This is a genomic window from Streptomyces sp. NPDC006687 (assembly GCF_040636215.1).
Taxonomy (GTDB): Bacteria; Actinomycetota; Actinomycetes; order Streptomycetales; family Streptomycetaceae; genus Streptomyces.
On the sequence record NZ_JBEYJJ010000011.1, the window covers coordinates 61,535 to 79,819 of the forward strand.

13 protein-coding genes are annotated in these 18,285 nt (G+C 72.6%); 9 read left to right on the forward strand and 4 right to left on the reverse strand.

Annotated elements, in window-relative coordinates:
- Positions 1–119 precede the first annotated feature (119 nt).
- The 3 genes from ABZ716_RS16180 to ABZ716_RS16190 are packed head-to-tail and all read left to right on the forward strand — an operon-like array spanning position 120 to position 3,606.
- Positions 120–1,733: an NAD(P)/FAD-dependent oxidoreductase gene (locus tag ABZ716_RS16180; RefSeq protein ID WP_358959532.1), complete on the forward strand. Its 1,614-nt coding sequence runs from the start codon at positions 120–122 to the stop codon at positions 1,731–1,733.
- The gene (locus ABZ716_RS16185; protein WP_358959534.1) at positions 1,730–2,722 is read left to right on the forward strand and encodes an alpha/beta hydrolase; all 993 of its coding nucleotides are present in this window, start codon (positions 1,730–1,732) and stop codon (positions 2,720–2,722) included. Before ABZ716_RS16180 ends, ABZ716_RS16185 begins: the two co-directional genes overlap by 4 nt.
- Positions 2,719–3,606, forward strand: coding sequence for an SDR family oxidoreductase (locus ABZ716_RS16190; RefSeq protein ID WP_358959536.1), 888 nt, complete (start codon positions 2,719–2,721; stop codon positions 3,604–3,606). The genes ABZ716_RS16185 and ABZ716_RS16190 overlap by 4 nt, the downstream gene beginning before the upstream one ends.
- Positions 3,607–3,743: 137 nt before the next feature.
- Here ABZ716_RS16190 and ABZ716_RS16195 read toward each other — a convergent pair whose 3' ends face one another.
- Positions 3,744–7,007, reverse strand: coding sequence for a S41 family peptidase (locus ABZ716_RS16195; RefSeq protein WP_358959538.1), 3,264 nt, complete (start codon positions 7,005–7,007; stop codon positions 3,744–3,746).
- 207 nt (positions 7,008–7,214) lie between these two features.
- On the opposite strand from ABZ716_RS16195, the gene ABZ716_RS16200 reads away from it, so the two are divergent.
- Positions 7,215–7,793 (forward strand): TetR/AcrR family transcriptional regulator, encoded by a 579-nt coding sequence (locus tag ABZ716_RS16200; protein ID WP_358811399.1) that lies wholly within the window; start codon positions 7,215–7,217, stop codon positions 7,791–7,793.
- Positions 7,794–7,956: 163 nt separating this feature from the next.
- On the forward strand, positions 7,957–10,167 hold the full coding sequence (locus ABZ716_RS16205) for an MMPL family transporter (protein ID WP_358959541.1): 2,211 nt from the start codon (positions 7,957–7,959) through the stop codon (positions 10,165–10,167).
- Positions 10,168–10,294: 127 nt separating this feature from the next.
- Here the strand turns inward: ABZ716_RS16205 and ABZ716_RS16210 are convergent, their stop codons facing one another.
- Positions 10,295–10,750 carry an SsgA family sporulation/cell division regulator gene (locus ABZ716_RS16210; protein ID WP_358811284.1) on the reverse strand — a complete coding sequence of 152 codons (456 nt, stop codon included), beginning with the start codon at positions 10,748–10,750 and terminating at the stop codon, positions 10,295–10,297.
- 176 nt (positions 10,751–10,926) lie between these two features.
- Here ABZ716_RS16210 and ABZ716_RS16215 point away from each other — a divergent pair, with 176 nt between their 5' ends.
- The 4 genes from ABZ716_RS16215 to ABZ716_RS16230 are packed head-to-tail and all read left to right on the forward strand — an operon-like array spanning position 10,927 to position 14,740.
- Positions 10,927–11,994: an energy-coupling factor ABC transporter permease gene (locus tag ABZ716_RS16215; RefSeq protein WP_358959544.1), complete on the forward strand. Its 1,068-nt coding sequence runs from the start codon at positions 10,927–10,929 to the stop codon at positions 11,992–11,994.
- Position 11,995: 1 nt separating this feature from the next.
- The gene (cbiQ, locus tag ABZ716_RS16220) at positions 11,996–12,757 is read left to right on the forward strand and encodes a cobalt ECF transporter T component CbiQ (protein WP_358811282.1); all 762 of its coding nucleotides are present in this window, start codon (positions 11,996–11,998) and stop codon (positions 12,755–12,757) included.
- Complete coding sequence (locus tag ABZ716_RS16225) at positions 12,745–13,554, forward strand: ABC transporter ATP-binding protein (protein WP_358811281.1); 810 nt, start codon at positions 12,745–12,747, stop codon at positions 13,552–13,554. The genes cbiQ and ABZ716_RS16225 overlap by 13 nt, the downstream gene beginning before the upstream one ends.
- Positions 13,555–13,576: 22 nt before the next feature.
- Positions 13,577–14,740, forward strand: coding sequence for a serine hydrolase domain-containing protein (locus ABZ716_RS16230; protein WP_358959546.1), 1,164 nt, complete (start codon positions 13,577–13,579; stop codon positions 14,738–14,740).
- Positions 14,741–14,812: 72 nt separating this feature from the next.
- On the opposite strand, the gene ABZ716_RS16235 is transcribed toward ABZ716_RS16230, so the two are convergent.
- Positions 14,813–16,465 carry a penicillin-binding transpeptidase domain-containing protein gene (locus ABZ716_RS16235; protein ID WP_358959548.1) on the reverse strand — a complete coding sequence of 551 codons (1,653 nt, stop codon included), beginning with the start codon at positions 16,463–16,465 and terminating at the stop codon, positions 14,813–14,815.
- A gap of 79 nt (positions 16,466–16,544) precedes the next feature.
- Complete coding sequence (locus ABZ716_RS16240) at positions 16,545–18,263, reverse strand: phospholipid carrier-dependent glycosyltransferase (protein WP_358959676.1); 1,719 nt, start codon at positions 18,261–18,263, stop codon at positions 16,545–16,547.
- Between the last annotated feature and the right edge of the window lie 22 nt (positions 18,264–18,285).

The following is an 18,285-nucleotide window of genomic DNA, read 5'->3' on the forward strand; positions in this document are numbered from 1 at the left end:
TGGGTACGGAGCTGCTCTACCCTCCCGATTGTGCCAGTAATTGCTGGCAATGTTCGGATGAGTGTGACGGCGTGGCTTGACGTGGCTGGGACGGACTGCGGAAGCGGGAGGCGGCGGGCATGAGCGGCAGTGGCATGGACGGGCGGCGCGGAGACGGGCGCGAACACGTACGGGTGGCGGTGATCGGGTCCGGCTTCGGCGGGCTCGGCGCGGCCGTCCGGCTCCGGCGCGAGGGGATCACGGACTTCGTCGTCCTGGAACGGGCCGACTCCGTCGGCGGCACCTGGCGCGACAACAGCTACCCGGGATGCGCTTGCGACGTCCCCTCGCACCTGTACTCCTTCTCCTTCGCGCCCAACCCCGACTGGCCCCGCACCTTCTCCGGGCAGCCGGCCATCCGCGCCTACCTGGAACACGTCACCGACACCTTCGGGCTGCGGCCGCACATCCGCTTCGGCCACGAGGTGCTGATGATGCGCTGGGACGCCGAGGAGCTGCGCTGGGAGATCGACACCTCGGCGGGCGCCTTCACCGCCGACGTCGTGGTGTCGGCGACCGGCCCGCTGTCCGACCCGAAGCTGCCGGAGATCCCGGGGCTGGCCGGCTTCCCCGGCAAGGTGTTCCACTCCGCGCGCTGGGACCACGACTACGACCTGCGCGGCAAGCGGGTCGCGGTGATCGGTACGGGCGCCTCGGCGATCCAGATCGTGCCGGCCATCGCCCCGAAGACGGCCCGTCTGACGCTCTTCCAGCGCACCCCGCCGTGGGTCATGCCGCGTACCGACCGGGCCATCAGCTCACTGGAACGCACGCTGCACCGGCGGCTGCCCTTCACGCAGGCCGCGCGGCGGGGGCTGCTGTGGGGGATCCGGGAACTCCAGGTCAGCGCGTTCACCAAGCGGCCGAACCAGCTCGGGCTCGTCGAATCGCTGGCCAAGGCGAACATGGCGCGGTCCATCAAGGACCCGGCGCTGCGGGCCAAGCTGACGCCCTCGTACCGGATCGGCTGCAAGCGGATCCTGCTGTCCAGCGAGTACTACCCGGCGCTCGCCCGGCCCGATGTGGACCTCGTCGCCTCCGGGCTGAAGGAGGTCAGGGGCTCCGTCCTGGTGGCCGCCGACGGGACCGAGGCCGAAGTCGACGCGATCATCTTCGGCACCGGGTTCCACGTCACCGACATGCCGATCGCCGACCGGGTGGTCGGCGCGGACGGGCAGACGCTCGCGGACAGCTGGAAGGACGGGATGCAGGCACTGCGCGGGGCCACGGCCGCCGGCTTCCCGAACTGGATGACGATCATCGGACCGAACACCGGGCTCGGCAACAGCTCGATGATCCTGATGATCGAGTCCCAGCTGAACTACATGGCGGACTACCTGCGGCAGCTGTCCCTCCTCGGCGACGGCAGCCGCGGCGGCCGCACGGCGCTCGCCGCGCGCCCCTCCGCCGTCAACCAGTGGAACCGGCGGGTGCAGGCGCGCATGGAGCGGACGGTGTGGAACACGGGCGGCTGCACCAGCTGGTACTTGGACGCACAGGGCCGCAACACCACCGTGTGGCCGGGTACGACGGGTGAGTTCCGGCGCGAGACGTTGACGGTCGACCTGGCCGAGTACGAGGTCGTACGGGTACGGGGGCGCGACAGCGAGGCCCAGCGCCTCCCCGCTTCGGCCGCCGCCGCCGGCGCCGGTGCCGGCGTCGAGTCGGCCTCCGCCGGGGAGGGTGCCGCGTGAGCCGGCTGCCGTACATCACCGCCGGGCGGTACGCGCCTCCCGTCGCCGGCCGCGAACTGGTGGCCGTATCCGCCGACGGGTCCCGGCTGCACGTCGAGGTGCACGGGCCCGAGGGCGCCCCGGCCGTCGTCCTGTCCCACGGCTGGACCTGCTCCACCGCCTTCTGGGCCGCCCAGATCCGGGAACTGGCCCGCGACCACCGGGTCATCGCCTACGACCAACGCGGCCACGGCCGCAGTCCGGCGGCCGCCGCGTACAGCACCACCGCCCTCGCCGACGACCTGGTCGCCGTACTCGAAGCCACCCTCGCCCCCGGCGAGCGGGCCGTCGTCGCAGGTCACTCCATGGGCGGCATGACCGTCATGGCCGCCGCAGGCCGCCCCCGGTTCGCCGAGCACGCCGCGGCCGTCCTGTTGTGCAGCACCGGCAGCTCGGGGCTGGTCGCGGAGGCGACCGTGCTGCCGCTGCCCGCCGGCCGCGCGCGGACCCGTATGACCCAGGGGCTGCTGGGCTCGCCCGCTCCGCTCGGGCCGGTCACCCCCGTCACCCGGGCGGTGCTCAAGTACGCGACCATGGGCCCGGGGTCGTCGCCCGAACGGGTGGAAGCCTGCGCGCGAATCGTCCACGCCTGCCCCGCCGGGGTGCGCCGGGCCTGGTCGCGGGTCCTGGCCGGCCTCGACCTGGACGGCGGGGTGGCGCGGCTGACCGTACCCACGGCTGTCATCGTGGGCCGTGACGACCGGCTGACCCCCGTCGTGCACGCCCGGCGGCTCGCGGCCGCGCTGCCGGACTGCCTGGGGCTGACCGAGCTGACCGGAATGGGGCACATGACCCCGATCGAGGCACCCGAAGCGGTGAGTTCCGCCCTGCGTGAGTTGACGGCCCGGTACGTCACCGCGTCGGTGACACCGCCGCCCGTCGACGACACCATCGCGCCTCCGACCCCGACCCCGGCCCCGACCTCGACCGAGAAGGAGAAGACGCCGTGAGCGCTCGCAGCAGTCTGGAAGGACAGGTCGCCGTCGTCACCGGCGCCGCCCGCGGAGTCGGTGAGCTGCTCGCCCGCAAGCTGTCCGCGCGCGGTGCGAAGGTCGCGCTCGTCGGCCTGGAGCCGGAGGCGCTCAAGGAGGTCTCCGAGCGGCTGCACACCGACAGCGACCACTGGTACGCCGACGTCACCGACCACGAGGCGATGGCCCGGGTGGCGCAGGAGGTCAAGCAGCGCTTCGGCAGGGTGGACATCGTCGTCGCCAACGCGGGTGTCGCCTCGGGCGGCCCGTTCGTGGACTCCGATCCGGAGGCGTGGCGGCGGGTGATCGAGGTCAACCTGATCGGCGGGGCGGTCACCGCCCGCGCGTTCCTGCCCGTCCTCATGGAGAGCCGCGGCTACTTCCTCCAGATCGCCTCGCTCGCCGCGATCACCCCCGCGCCGATGATGTCGGCGTACTGCGCGTCCAAGTCCGGGGTCGAGGCGTTCGCGCACTGCCTGCGCGCCGAAGTCGGCTACAAGGGGGTCAAGGTCGGTGTCGGTTACCTCTCCTGGACCGACACCGACATGGTCCGCGGCGCCGACCAGCACGACGTGATGCGCGAACTGCGCGGGCGCCTGCCCTGGCCGGCGAACCGGACGTACCCGCTCGGACCGGCCGTGGACCGGATCGTCGCCGGGATCGAACGGCGTTCGGCACATGTGTACGCGCAGTGGTGGCTGCGCGGCACGCAGGGCGTACGGGGCTACCTGCCGGCGGTCATCGCCGCGGGCGGGCGGCGCGAGATGAAGCGGTTCGAACCCCGGCTGTCCGGAGTGCCCAAGGGGCTGGTCGGCGCGGGCGGCGCCGCCGACGAACAGGAGCGCACCCGCAGCGGCCGTTGATCAGAAGGCGGGGCATGTCCCACCGTGCCGACGGGGACTGACCGTCCGGACGCCAGCCGTCCGCGTGGAGCGCCGAGCGGCGCGGCCCGTACTCGTCACGGGCCGCGCCGCTCGCATCGCGTTCCTTTCGCCGTGCGCTACGGCCGCGGGGGCAGCTTCGGGCGGCGGCGGTCCGGGACGTCCGTGTAGCCGGGCGGGATCGCGGCCGGGTCCTGTTCCAGCAGCTCCAGCGCGAGGTACACCGCGTCGTCGAGCTGCGCGTGGCGGCCCTCCGCCCAGTCCAGCGGGGTGCGCATGATCTCCAGGTCCGGCTCCACGCCGTGGTTCTCCACCGACCACCCGTACTCGGGGAACCAGGCGGCGTTCATCGGCACGGTGATGACGGTGCCGTCGCCGAGGGTGTGCCGTCCGGTCATGCCGACCACCCCGCCCCAGGTGCGCTGGCCCACCACCGGTCCCAGGCCCAGCAGTTTGAACGCGGCGGTGATCATGTCCCCGTCGGAGGAAGTGGCCTCGTCGGCCAGGGCGACGATCGGTCCGCGCGGCGCGTTGGAGGCGTAACTCACCGGCTGGGCGTCGCGCGTCAGGTCCCAGCCGAGAATCGATCGGGTGAGTTTTTCGACGACCAGTTCACTGATGTGCCCGCCGGCGTTGCCGCGTACGTCCACGATCAGGGCGGGCCGGGACATCTCCATCCGCAGGTCGCGGTTGAACTGCGCCCAGCCCGAGCCGCCCATGTCGGGGATGTGCAGGTAGCCGCAGCGGCCGCCGCTGACCTCGCGGACCACGGCACGGCGCTTGGACACCCAGTCCTGGTAGCGCAGCGGCCGTTCGTCGACGAGCGGCATGACCGCCACGCGCCGGGAGCGGCCATCGCCCCCGGCCGGGGTGAACGTCAGCTCGACGGTGGTGCCGCCGGCCGCCGTGAGTAGCGGGTAGGGGCCCGTGACCGGGTCGACGGGACGGCCGTCGACGTGGGTGAGCACCGCGCCCTCGCGGATGCCGGTGCCGGCGAGGGGGGAGCGGGCCTTGGAGTCGGAGGACTCGCCGGGCAGGATGCGTGCGACCACCCACCCCTCCTCCCGGCGCACCAGGTTGGCGCCGAGCAGGCCGATCGCCCGCTGGTAGTGGGGCGGCCCCTCGTTGCGGCGGGCCGGGGAGACGTAGGCGTGCGAGGTGCCGAGTTCGCCGAGCACCTCCCGCAGCAGGTCGGCGAACTCGTCGGGGGAGGCGACCCGTTCGACCAGCGGCCGGTACTGGTCCAGGACGGCGTCCCAGTCGATGCCGCACATGTTCGGTTCCCAGAAGTACGCGCGGATCAGCCGTCCGGCCTCCGCGTACGCCTGGCGCCATTCGGCCGCCGGGTCGACCTCGTGCAGGATGCGGCGCAGGTCGAGGTAGACGGTGGAGTCGCCGTCACCCGATTCGGTGGCCGGTACGGCGCGCAGTTCACCGTCGTCGTTGACGACGAGCCGGGTGCCGTCGCCGCTGACCGAGAACCAGTCCAGCCCGGAGGCCAGTTCGCTCTTGCGGGCCTTGGTCATGTCGAAGTGCTCCAGCGTCGGCTTGCCGCTGGTGTCGGCCGGGTTGGCGAAGGTCTCGCCGAGCGCGCCCGAGATCGGCCAGCGCAGCCACACCAGTCCGCCGCCGTGCACCGGGTGCAGGGCCGAGTACTTCGACGCGGCCACGGGGAACGGGGTGACCCGGCTCTCCAGGCCCTCCACCTCCACGGTCACCGTCCCGTCGCCCTCGTCGGGCTCCCCCTCGACGGGGTCGAGCCCGCCCGCCGCCGGGCGGCCGTCGGGGGAGAAGGCGAAGGGGGAGGGCGTGGCGGAGGACAGCGGTACCAGGTACGGGCGGCAGCCCAGCGGGAAGGACAGGTCGCCGGTGTGGACGTCGTACACCGGGTCGAATCCGCGCCAGGACAGGAACGCGAGGTAGCGGCCGTCCCGCGTGAAGACCGGGTTCTCGTCGGCGAAGCGGCCGGTGGTGACGTCGACGACGGCGTGTGCGCCCGGCCCGGAGATCTTCGCCATCTTGATCTGCCGCAGCGAGTGGCCGATGCCCGGGTGCGACCAGGTCAGCCAGCAGCCGTCGGGGGAGAACGCGAGGTCGGTGACGGGCCCGTTGATGGACCGGATCAGCTCGGTGATCTCCCCGCCGGCCTCCTCCGTCGCGTCGAGCAGCAGCAGCCGTCCGTCGTTGGAGGCGATGGCGAGCCGCTCGCCGGCCGGGTCGGACAGCAGCTCGGTGACGCGGCCCAGCTCGCCCGAGGCCAGCCGGCGCGGCGCGCGCTCCCCGGTGGCGCGCGGGAGGTAGGCGATCTCGACGGCGTCCTCGCCCTCGGCGTCGGTGACGTACGCGACCTGGCCGCTGCTGCCGAGCATCTCCGGGAGCCGGACGCGCACGCCCGGGGTGTCGGCGATGGTGCGGGCCGGGCCGTCGCGGTGGGTGAGCCAGTACAGGCTGCCGCGGACGACGACGGCGCTGGCCCGCCCGGTGGTGTCCACGGAGAGGGAGTCCACGTTGCTGGCGGCCGGCACCTGGTACGTACGCCGTCCCGCGCGCGGGCCGCCGAGGCGGACGTCGAGCTTGCGCGGGGTGGAGTCCTCGGCGAGGGAGTCCACGAGCCACAGGTCGCCCGCGCACTGGTAGACGACGCGGGAGCCGTCGCTGGAGGCGTGGCGGGCGTAGAACTCGTCGTGGTCGGTGTGGCGGCGCAGGCCGGTGCCGTCGGGGAGGCAGGAGTAGAGGTTGCCGACGCCCTCGTGGTCGGAGAGGAAGGCGATGCGTCCGCCGACGAACATCGGTGCGTCGAGGTGGCCTTCGATGTCCTGGAGCAGGCGGGTGCCGTGCAGCCAGAGCCGGCCGGTGGCGCCGCCGCGGTAGCGCTTCCAGGCGGCGGGTTCGTGCGGGGGTTTGCCGGTCAGCAGCAGGGTGCGGTGCTCGCCGTCGGTGTCGGCGACCTGGATGTCGGAGACCGGGCCCCAGGGCAGGCGACCGCCGGGGCTGCCGTCGGTGGGCAGCTTGTAGGCCCAGGAGTAGTACGAGAACGGCTGCCCGTGCGAGGAGACGGCCAGGATGTTGCCGTCGGGGTCCCAGCCGCAGACGCGGGTGTCGCTGGAGCCCCAGTAGCTGAGCCGGCGGGCCGGGCCGCCGTCCACGGGGGCGAGGTGGATCTCGGGGTCGAGGCTGCGCCAGGTGGTGAAGGCGATGTGCCGTCCGTCGGGGGAGAAGCGGGGGTGGCCCACCCGGGTGCGGTCGACGGTGAGCCGCCAGGCCCGGCCCGGGGTGGCGCCCTCGGGGACCAGGGGGGCGACCCACAGGTCGTCCTCGGTGGCGAAGCACAGGAGTTCGTCGTGCAGGTGCGGGTAGCGGAGGTACGCGACGTCGTGGCTCACCCCCCAATGCTTTCCGGGCCAGGGGGGTGCGGCAACTCGTACAGGTGATCGCCGTGTGACGGACGCCACCGCCTCTAACGAAACGGAACGGTTTCGTTTCGTTAAGGTCGCGGGTAGGCTCCGGGGTATACCGGTGTACCGGTGTACGAAGCCGTTTCGTCCGGATGGGTGGTCGTGATGAAGGGAAGCTGCCGGGTCACCGACGCGATGTCGGCGCGGCGCAGCCGGATCACGCCCGAGCGGGAGGCCGAACTCCACGGGGCGGTCCTCGACCTCCTGCGCGAGGTCGGCTACGAGGCGCTGACCATGGACGCGGTCGCCGCCCGTACGAAGTCCAGCAAGGCCACCCTCTACCGCCAGTGGGGGAGCAAGCCGGAGCTGGTCGCGAAGGCCCTTCGATGTGCCCAGCCGGTTTCGCTGCGGGAGATCGACACGGGCACCCTGCGCGGTGACTTCGCCCTCATGGTCGAGCACTCCGACGAGGCGCAGATGGCCAAGGACACGGCCCTGATGCGGGGTCTGTCCCATGCCGTCCACGCGAGTCCGGAGCTGCACCGGGCCCTGCGCGACCTGCTGGTCGACCCGGAGATCAACGGCCTCCAGGCCATGCTCCGGCGCGCGGTGGAGCGGGGCGAGGTCCGGCCGGACTGTCCGGCGCTGGACTTCGTACCGCACATGCTCATCGGTGCGTTCATCGCACTGCCGCTGATCGAGGACCGGTCCGTCGACCGGGCGTTCCTCAACCAGTTCATCGACGCCGTGGTCTTCCCCGCCCTCGGCGTCTGACCCCTTCCCCGACGTACCGCACGTACTGCTCATACTGCCTGCTGCTCCTGACACGCCGCTCTCGTCGTCGGGCCGGCTTTCCACGCCCTGATCCGCCCACGGACCGCCCGCCGGCCCCTGGGCGCAGGATCCATCCCACGACCTGAAACGGGAGAACCACGACGTGGCCACCTTCCTCTACCGGCTCGGGCGCGGCGCTTTCAGGCGCCGCGGCCTCGTCGCCCTCATATGGGTGGCGCTGCTGGTCGCCGCCGGCTTCGGCGCGGCGACGGCCGCCGCGCCCACCTCCGGCTCGTTCTCGATCCCCGGCACCGAGGCCCAGCGGGCCTTCGACCTGCTGGACAAGAAGTTCCCGGGCATGTCCGCCGACGGCGCGACCGCCCGCATCGTCGTCAAGGCCCCGGCCGGGGCCAAGGTCACCGACCAGGGGCCCAAGGCCGAGGTCGAGAAGCTGATCTCCGGCCTGAAGCAGGGCGAGGGGGCCGCGCAGGTCGCCTCCGTCGACGACCCGTACCGGACGCAGGCGGTGAGCAAGGACGGCTCCACCACCTACATCACGGTGAAGTACAAGGTCAGCGGCATGGAGCTGAAGGACGTCACCCGTGACGCCCTCAAGGACTCCGGCCACGACGCGCAGAAGGCCGGCCTCCAGGTGGAGATCGGCGGCGACGCGCTGATGGAGGCACCCGAGACCGGTTCCGGCGAGGCCATCGGCATCCTGATCGCCGGCATCGTCCTGGTCATCACCTTCGGCTCGCTGATCGCGGCCGGGCTGCCGCTGCTGACCGCGCTGATCGGCGTCGGCATCGGCGTCTCCTCGATCACCGCACTCGCCAACGTGCTGGACCTCGGCTCCACCACCTCCACCCTCGCGATGATGATCGGCCTGGCGGTCGGCATCGACTACGCGCTGTTCATCGTCTCCCGCTACCGCGTGGAGCTCGCCGAGGGCCGCGACCGTGACGAGGCCGCCGGGCGCGCCGCCGGGACGGCCGGCTCCGCCGTCGTCTTCGCCGGTCTGACCGTGGTCATCGCCCTGGTGGGGCTGGCCGTCGTCAACATCCCGATGCTGACGAAGATGGGCTTCGCGGCGGCCGGCACGGTGGTCATCGCGGTGCTCGTCGCCCTGACGCTGGTCCCGGCCATCCTCGGCTTCGCGGGCCGCAAGGTGCTGCCCGCCGGCCAGAAGAGCAGGCTCTTCGGCAAGGGCCGCCCGGCCGGCGAGAAGGAGAAGCCGAACGGTGGCACCCGCTGGGCCAGCTTCGTGCTGCGCCGCCCGGTCACGGTGCTGCTGGCCGGTGTGATCGGCCTCGGCGCCATCGCGGTGCCGGCGAGCAAGCTGGAGATGGGCCTGCCGGACGACGGCTCCAAGCCGGTCTCCACCAGCCAGCGCAAGGCGTACGACATGCTGTCCGAGGGCTTCGGCCCGGGCTTCAACGGTCCGCTGATGGTGGTCGTGGACGGTGACAAGGCGCTCGCCGACAAGACCGCCGACCGGATCAAGGGGCTGGAGGGCGTGGTCGCGGTGACCCCGCCGCACCAGAACGAGGCCAAGGACGCCGCTGTCATCAGCGTGATCCCGAAGGAGCGTCCGTCCTCGACGCAGACCGAGGACCTGGTCCACAAGATCCGCGAGGGCAGCGACGGCGACGTGTTCGTCACCGGCGCGACGGCGATGAACATCGACTTCTCGCAGAAGATGAACGACGCGCTGCTGCCCTACCTGGCGCTCGTGGTGGGCCTCGCGTTCCTGCTGCTGATGCTGGTGTTCCGCTCGGTGCTGGTCCCGCTCAAGGCGGCGCTCGGCTTCCTGCTGTCGGTGGTCGCCGCGCTCGGCGCGGTCGTCGCGGTCTTCCAGTGGGGCTGGCTCGGTTCCGTCTTCGGGGTGGAGCAGACCGGTCCGATCATGTCGATGATGCCGATCTTCATGGTGGGCGTCGTGTTCGGCCTGGCGATGGACTACGAGGTCTTCCTGGTCACCCGGATGAGGGAGGCGTACGTCCACGGCGAGCGCCCCGGGCAGGCGGTGGTGACCGGATTCCGGTTCAGTGCCCGTGTGGTCGTGGCTGCGGCCGTCATCATGATCGCCGTCTTCTCCGGCTTCCTCGGCGCCAGCGACGCGATGGTCAAGATGATCGGCTTCGGTCTGGCCGTGGCCGTGCTGTTCGACGCCTTCGTGGTGCGCATGGCGATCGTGCCGGCGGTGCTGGCGCTGCTCGGCCACCGGGCCTGGTGGCTGCCGGGCTGGCTGGACCGGCTGCTGCCCAACGTGGACGTGGAGGGCGAGAGCCTGCGCAAGCACCTCGGGGACTCCGCGCCGGAGAGCGGCGCTCCGGAGGACCCCGACAAGCGGCGGGAGCTGGTCAACGCGTGATCCGTCACGTCTGATCTGTCGCGTGTGATCCGTCACGTGTCGCACGGTGTGTGCCGCGTCGGGTTACGCAGCACGGGAACCCCGGCCCCGCATCTGGAACCCCAGGTGCGGGGCCGGCCGCGTTCCGCTACGCCGTACGGGTGGCTGCGGGGCGGGCGCCGGAGCCGGCGGTGGTGGCGGCGTAGGTGAGCCGCAGGAAGCGGCGCAGTACCGCGCTGTCGAACTGGATGACGGCGACGCCCTCGGGGGAGTGGAACTCCACCACCACCTGCACCCGGCCGCAGGGCCAGATGCGTACGTCGCCGGTCCCGGTCGGCGCGAGCAGGCCCGCCTCCAGCAGGGCGCGGGGGAAGACCCACTCGTTGTCGGTGCCCTCGGGGGACAGCTCGGCCGGGAAGACGATCCGTACGGCCAGCGGCTCGGCCGGGGTGAACCGCAGGGCGGCCGGGATCGCGCGGTAGAGGGGGTCGTCGCTGATGACGCGGGCGGTGACGCGCTCCTCGACGGGCGCGGCGACGGCGGTGGCGGTGGCGGAGCCGGTGGCGCCGGCGCTGGCGGGTGGATTCTCGGCGGTGGCTGACATCGACCGGACTCCTCGAATCGGAACTTTTGCGTCCGTTTACCCGTCCAGCCTCGCACATTCCCACGAAACCGCACGGATCTATTTGTGCGGTGGCAGCTCTTGCCAATCATTTGCAAGTGGGCACTACTCTTGAACGGTTCAACATTCCGGTGAGGAAGAGGAAGCGGAGCCGCTCCATGCACGTGCCCGACGGATTCATCGACGCACCCGTCTCGGTGGCCGCAGGAGTCGCGGCCGCCGCCGCTGTCGCGGTCAGCCTGCGCGGTGCCCGCCGCGAGCTCGACGAACGCACCGCCCCGCTGGCCGGTCTCGTCGCCGCCTTCATCTTCGCCGTGCAGATGCTGAACTTCCCCGTCGCCGCCGGCACCAGCGGGCACCTCCTCGGCGGCGCGCTCGCCGCGATACTCGTCGGCCCGTACACCGGTGTGCTCTGCGTCTCCGTCGTCCTGCTGATGCAGGGCATCCTGTTCGCCGACGGCGGTCTGACGGCGCTCGGCGTCAACATCCTGAACATGGCCGTGGTGACCGTCCTGGTCTCCTACGCCGTCTTCCGCCTGCTGCTCAGGGTGCTGCCGGCCGGCCGGCGGTCGGTCACCGTCGCCGCCTTCGCCGGAGCCCTGCTCTCCGTGCCCGGCGCGGCCGTCATGTTCACCCTCCTCTACGCCCTCGGCGGCACCACCGACGTCCCGATCGGCAAGGTGTTCACCGCGATGGCCGGCGTCCATGTGCTCATCGGCATCGGCGAGGCGCTGATCACCGCCGCGACGGTGGGCGCCGTGATCGCCGTACGCCCCGACCTGGTGCACGGCGCTCGCGGGTTGGCCGCGCCGCTCAAGCTGCGGGTCGGCGGGGTGCTGGTCGACGCCCCGGCCGCGGCCCCCGTCACCGTCCCCGCCGCCCGGTCCGCCCGTTCCCCCCGCAGGCTGTGGCTGACCGGCCTGGTCACCGCCCTCGTCCTCGCCGGGTTCGTCTCCTTCTACGCCTCCAGCAGCCCGGACGGCCTGGAGAAGGTCGCCGCCGACAAGGGCATCGACGCCAAGGCGCGGCAGCACGCCGCCGCCGACTCGCCGCTCGCCGACTACAGCGTCAAGGACGTGGACGACGCCCGCCTGTCCGGCGGACTCGCCGGGGTCATCGGCGTGGGCGCGACGGTCGCCGTCGGCAGCGGGATCTTCTGGGCCGTGCGCCGCCGCCGAGCCCAGGACCTGACCGCGTCCGCCACGACCGCCCCTTCGGCCGGCTGACATGGGAGCGGGCCACGCGCACAAGCTCTACCGGCACGGGCACTCGCCCGTGCACGGGCTGCCGCCGCACTGCAAGATCGCCGCGACCGTCGCCTTCGTGATTGTCGTCGTATCGACACCGCGGGAGGCGATGTGGGCGTTCGGGCTGTACGCCGTCCTCCTCGCCGCCGTCGCCGTGGCCGCCCGGATCCCCGCCGGGTTCCTGCTGCGGCGGCTGCTGATCGAGGTGCCGTTCGTGCTGTTCGCGGTGCTCATGCCGTTCGTGTCGCAGGGCGAGCGGGTGGACGTCCTCGGCATGTCGCTGAGCGTCTCGGGGCTGTGGGGCGCCTGGAACGTCCTCGCCAAGGGCACTCTCGGCGTGGCCGCCTCCGTCCTCCTCGCCTCCACCACCGAACTGCGGGCGCTGCTGCTCGGCCTCCAGCGGCTGAAGCTGCCGCCGCTGCTCGTGCAGATCGCCTCGTTCATGATCCGCTACGGCGACGTCATCACCGACGAGCTGCGCCGGATGTCCATCGCCCGCCGCTCGCGCGGTTTCGAGGCGCGGGGGATCCAGCACTGGGGGGTGCTCGCCAAGACCGCCGGCGCCCTGTTCATCCGCTCCTACGAGCGCGGCGAGCGGGTCTACCTCGCGATGGTCAGCCGCGGCTACGCCGGTTCGATGCCGGTGATCGACGATGTCACGGCCACCCGCGCCCAGTGGGCGTACGCGGCCGTGCTGCCGGTGACGGCGCTGGCCGTCTGCATGATGGGATGGACGCTGTGACCGCTCTCTCCGCCTCCGACGCCTCCGCGGCATCCGCTGCCGTCAGCCGCCCCGTGCCTTCGCTGGAGGTGTCCGGCGTCGCGTACGCCTACCCGGACGGGCATCAGGCCCTCTTCGGCGTCGACCTCACCGTCGGGCGCGGCGAGCGGGTCGCCCTGCTCGGGCCCAACGGCGCCGGGAAGACCACTCTCGTGCTGCACCTCAACGGCATCCTGGGCGGCGGTGTCGGCTCGGTGACGGTGGCCGGACTGCCCGTGGAGAAGCGCAATCTCGCCGAGATCCGCCGCCGCGTCGGCATCGTCTTCCAGGATCCCGACGACCAGCTGTTCATGCCGACCGTCCGCGAGGACGTGGCCTTCGGCCCGGCGGCCGCCGGTCTGCGCGGCGCCGAACTGCAGACCCGGGTCGCCGAGGCCCTCGAACAGGTCGGCATGTCCGCCTTCGCCGACCGGCCGCCGCACCACCTGTCCTTCGGGCAGCGGCGCCGGGTGGCGGTGGCGACGGTGCTGGCGATGCGGCCGGAGATCCTCGTCCTGGACGAGCCCTCCTCCAACCTCGACCCCGCCTCGCGGCGCGAGCTGGCCGACATCCTGCGCGGGCTGGACGTCACCGTGCTGATGGTGACGCACGACCTGCCGTACGCCTTGGAGCTGTGTCCCCGCTCGGTGATCCTCAGCGAGGGAGTCATCGCCGCGGACGGGCGCACCCGGGACCTGCTGTGCGACGAGGAGCTGATGGGCGCGCACCGGCTGGAGCTGCCGTTCGGCTTCGACCCGCGTTCGGTGGCGGCGGCATAAGCGCAGGTCCGCGGTTGTTGGGGTGCTCGTGAACATCGAGGGTGTGGTGACCGAGGGCTTCGAGCCCGTACGAGAGGCGTTCGCGCGCAACTTCGAGGTGCTCGGAGACCGGGGCGCGGCCGTGGCCGTGTACCGGGACGGCCGCAAGGTCGTCGACCTGTGGGGCGGCACGAAGGACGCGGACGGGACCGAGCCCTGGGCCGAGGACACCGTGACGATCGTGCGGTCGGCGACCAAGGGCGTGGCCGCGGCGGTACCGCTGCTGCTGCACCAGCGCGGGCTGCTGGACCTGGACGCGCCGGTGGCCTCGTACTGGCCGGAGTTCAAGGCGGGCGGCAAGGAGCGGACGCTGGTGCGCCACCTGCTGGCGCACCAGGCCGGCGTTCCCGCCCTGGACCGCGGCCTGACGACGGCGCAGGCGGCGGACGGGGTGACGGGGGCGCGGGCGGTCGCCGCGCAGCGGGCGTTCTGGGAGCCGGGCACCGCGCACGGCTACCACGCGCAGACCTTCAGCTGGCTGGTGTCCGAGCTGGTGCTGCGGGCCACGGGGCGCACCGTGGGCGGGATCCTGGCCGAGGAGATGGCCGAGCCGCTGGGGCTGGACTTCTGGATCGGGCTGCCGGAGAGCGAGGCGCACCGGGTGGGCCGGGTGGCGCCGGTCGAGCCGCCGGCGAGCGCGGGGGTGCTCAGGACGCGGCCGAGGAGGAACGTTTCGGAGGCGTATGCCGACCCGGAGTCCCTGACCCGCCGCGCCTTCGCCGCCATCGACCCCCAGCCGGACGAGAACGACCCCGTCTACCAGGCGGCCGAGCTGCCGGGGTCGGCCGGCATCGGCACGGCCCGCGCCCTGGCCCGCTTCTACGCGGCGACCGTCGGGGTGGTGGAGGACGGGGCCCGGATCTTCACCCCGGCGACCACCGCGCTGGCCGGCACCGAGCTGGCGTCGGGCCCCGACCGGGTGCTGGTCGTCGGCACCCGCTTCGGCCCCGGCTACATGCTGCACGGGCCGGCGTCCCCGCTGCTGTCCCCGGCCTCCTTCGGCCACCCGGGCCGCGGCGGCTCGCTGGCCTTCGCGGACCCGGAGGCGGGCATCGGGTTCGGGTACGTCACCAACGCGCACGCCAAGTCGGTCACCGCCGATCCGCGCGCGCAGGCGCTGGTGCGGGCGCTGCGCGGCTGCCTGTAGCGCTTTGTCGCTTTAGCGGTTTTCAGTAGCGCTCGCGGACGTCGGCCGGTTCGGCGGCTGCGCGGGGCACGCTCAGCGGGCGTTGAGGACCGTGGCGACGATGGGGCCCGCCGCGTCCGCCCCGTGGCCGCCGCCTTCCACCATCGCCGCCGCCGCCACGTCGCCGCTGTAGCCCGTGAACCAGCTGTCCGGTGCCGCCGCGCCGTCGACCTCCGCCGAGCCGGTCTTCGCCCCCTTGTCGGAGCCGCCGACCGCGGCCATCGCCTTCGCCGCGGTGCCGCTGGCCGCCGTCTGCCGCATCATCCGCACCAGCTGCGCCGACACCCCCGGCGCCAGCGGACGGGAGGCCGTCGCCAGGGTGCGGCCGTCCAGGGACGCCTTGACCAGCACCGGCTGGCGGAACACCCCCGTGCGGGCGGTCGCCGTCACCGAGGCGATGTTCAGCGGGTTCATCTGGATGGCGCCCTGACCGATGTACTCCGCGGCGGCCGCCGGGCCCGAGGTCACCGGAACGGTGCCGTCCTGCGAGGGGATGCCCGTCTTCCAGTCCAGCCCGATGCCGAAGGCGTCCTTGGCCGTCCGCGGTAGCGCGCCGTTGTCCTTCACGTCGTCGATCAGGCTGATGAAGGCGGTGTTGCAGGACCGGGCGAAGCTGGTCGAGAAGGGCTGGCCCTGGAGCGAGAAGCCGCCCTGGTTGCGGAAGACCTTGCCGTCCCACGTGGCGCTCTCCGGGCACGCCGCCGGCCGGTCGGCCGCCACCAGGCCCTTCTCCAGCAGCATCGCGGCCGTCACGATCTTCATCGTGGAGCCGGGTGCCCGGCGTCCCTGCATCGCCGCGTTGAAGCCATCCTGGCGGTGGTTGGCCACCGCCAGGATGTCACCGGAGCTCGGCTGGACCGCGACCACCGAAGCCTCGGCGTACTGCCCCACCGCCTTCTCCGCCGCCGCCTGCACGTCGGCGTCGAGCACGGTCTGGAGCCGCCCCGGCTTGCCCTCGACCAGCGTCGCCAGGGTCCTGCGGGGGGCGTCGGCGGTGGCCGGTTCGATCCACACCTCGACGCCGGGGGTCCCGCCCGCCTTCTGCCCGTACGTCTTGCGCAGCGCGTCCAGCACCGGCCGCAGGGACGGGTACCGCTCGGGCGTCAGCTCCTTGCCGTGGCGGTCGACGGCCTGGACGGGCGGGCTGGCCGGGGTGCCCGCGTGCAGCCGTTCGTCCTTCTGGAGCTGCGGGTGGATCACCGAGGGCTGCCAGTCGACCAGCGGCTTGCCGCTGCTGGTGCCGCGCACGACGGTCAGCTGTGAGTCGTAGACGAAGGGCGTGGCCGTGCCGTCGTGGCTGATCTCCGCCTCGACCTTGAAGGGCACGGTCGTGCCGTTCGGGGCGCCGGGTGTGATGACCGCCTTGGTGACCACCCCCTTGGAGCGGAAATCGGCCACCGCCGGCTGCGCGGCCTGGGCGTTGTTCGTCAGGTCGGCCGCCGTGCGGGCGTCGCCGGACGCCCATGCGGCGAGGAACGCCCTGGCGACCTCGGCCGTCTCCTGGCCGGTGACAGGTCCGGTCGCCCGCTGCGCGGTGACCGCGCCGGCGTCCCCCGCCCCGTTTTTGCCCGCGCCGGTGCTCCCGTCGCCGCTGTCACCCACCAGGGTGAGTACCCCGTACGCCGTACCGCCGGCCATCGCCAGGAACACCCCGCCGACGATGGCACCCTTCGCCGCCCCGTTCACTCGCGTCCCCTCCCCAGGAGCCCGTTCTCTGAACGTGTTCAAAGAACTTGTGCGGCTCACCCTACGCGCCGGTACGCAGTCAGATCCAGGTGTCCAGCCACATCCGGCCACGCCACGAGTCCAGGGGCACGGACTGGCCCGTGTAGATCGGCCAGAAATAGATGAAGTTCCAGACGATCAGCAGCACCAGCACCCCCGCGCCGATGGCCCCCAGGGCCCGCCGCCGTTCGGAGGAACCCGACGGCCCCAGCAGGGCGCCGATCATCATCGCCACCGCCAGGCACAGGTACGGGACGAAGACCACCGCGTAGAAGTAGAAGATCGTCCGCTCCTGGTAGTTGAACCAGGGCAGCAGGCCCGCGGCCAGCGCGCACACGATCGCGCCCGCCCGCCAGTCGCGCCGGAAGAACCACCGCCACAGCACGTACAGCACCGCGAAGCAGCCCGCCCACCACAGCAGCGGCGTGCCCACGGCCAGCACCTCGCGGGCGCACTTGCCCGCCTCGGTCGCGGGGCAGCCGTCGGTGCCGGGCGAGGGGGACTCGTAGAAGTAGGAGACGGGACGGCCCAGGACCAGCCAGCTCCAGGGGTTGGACTGGTAGGTGTGGCCCGAGGTCAGGCCGACGTGGAACTTGTAGACCTCCGTCTCGTAGTGCCACAGGCTGCGCAACCACTCGGGCAGGAAGGACAGCGTGCTGTTCTGGTCGTACTTCGCGGCCCAGTCGCGGAAGTAGCCGCCCTTGCCGTTGTCCGGGCTGAGGATCCAGCCGAGCCAGGAGGCCAGGTACACGGCGACGGCCACCGGCACCGTCGAGAGGAAGCCGGGCAGCGCGTCGCGGCGCAGCATCGCCGCGTACGGGGCGCCCGCGCCGGCGGTGCGGCGTGCGGCCGCGTCCCACAGCACGCTCAGGATCCCGAAGAAGGCCAGCACCACCAGGCCGTTCCACTTGGTGCCGAACGCCAGCCCCAGGCAGACGCCGGCCAGCAGCCGGTACGGGCGCCAGCCCAGCCGCAGCGTCTCCGCGACCTGGGCGTCGGGGCGGGCGCGGCCCTCCTCGTCGACCGGGAGCGCCGCGGCCAGCCGGGCGCGTGTCCGGTCACGGTCGACGACCAGCGCCCCGAAGGCGGCCAGGACGAAGAACATCAGCACCAGGTCGAGCAGGGCGGTGCGGCTCATCACCAGGTGCAGGCCGTCGACCGCGAGCAGGGCGCCCGCCAGGCAGCCGAGGAAGGTGGAGCGGAACAGGCGCCGGCCGATGCGGCACAGCATCAGGACGGACAGGGTGCCGAGCACCGCCGTCATGAACCGCCAGCCGAACGGGTCGAACCCGAACATCCACTCGCCGAGGCCGATCACCCATTTGCCGACCGGCGGGTGCACGACGTAGCCGGGGTCGGCCGGCAGCGGGACCGCGTCGGGATTCGCGAGGATCGACTTGTCGACATCCTTGGGCCAGCTGGCCTCGTAGCCCTGCCGGATGGTGGCCCAGGCGTCCTTGGCGTAGTACGTCTCGTCGAATATCACCGCCTTCGGGCTGCCCAGGTGCACGAACCGCAGCACCCCCGCGACGGCCGCCACCAGCAGCGGCCCCGCCCACGCCATGACCCGCTGCCAGGTCCGCCGGCTCGCCTCCGGGATCCCGAGAGCCGCCCAGAGCTGGGCGGAGGGCCGGGCGTACGGGGGCACGAGGCGGGTGCGGACATCGGCCGCCGGCGCGGCCGGCGCGTAGCCGAACCCCCGCAGGCGGCGCAGCCACACGGGGCGCTCGTGCTCGGAGCCGCCTGCGCCCGGCGGCACGGGCGGGGCCCCCGCGGGGCTG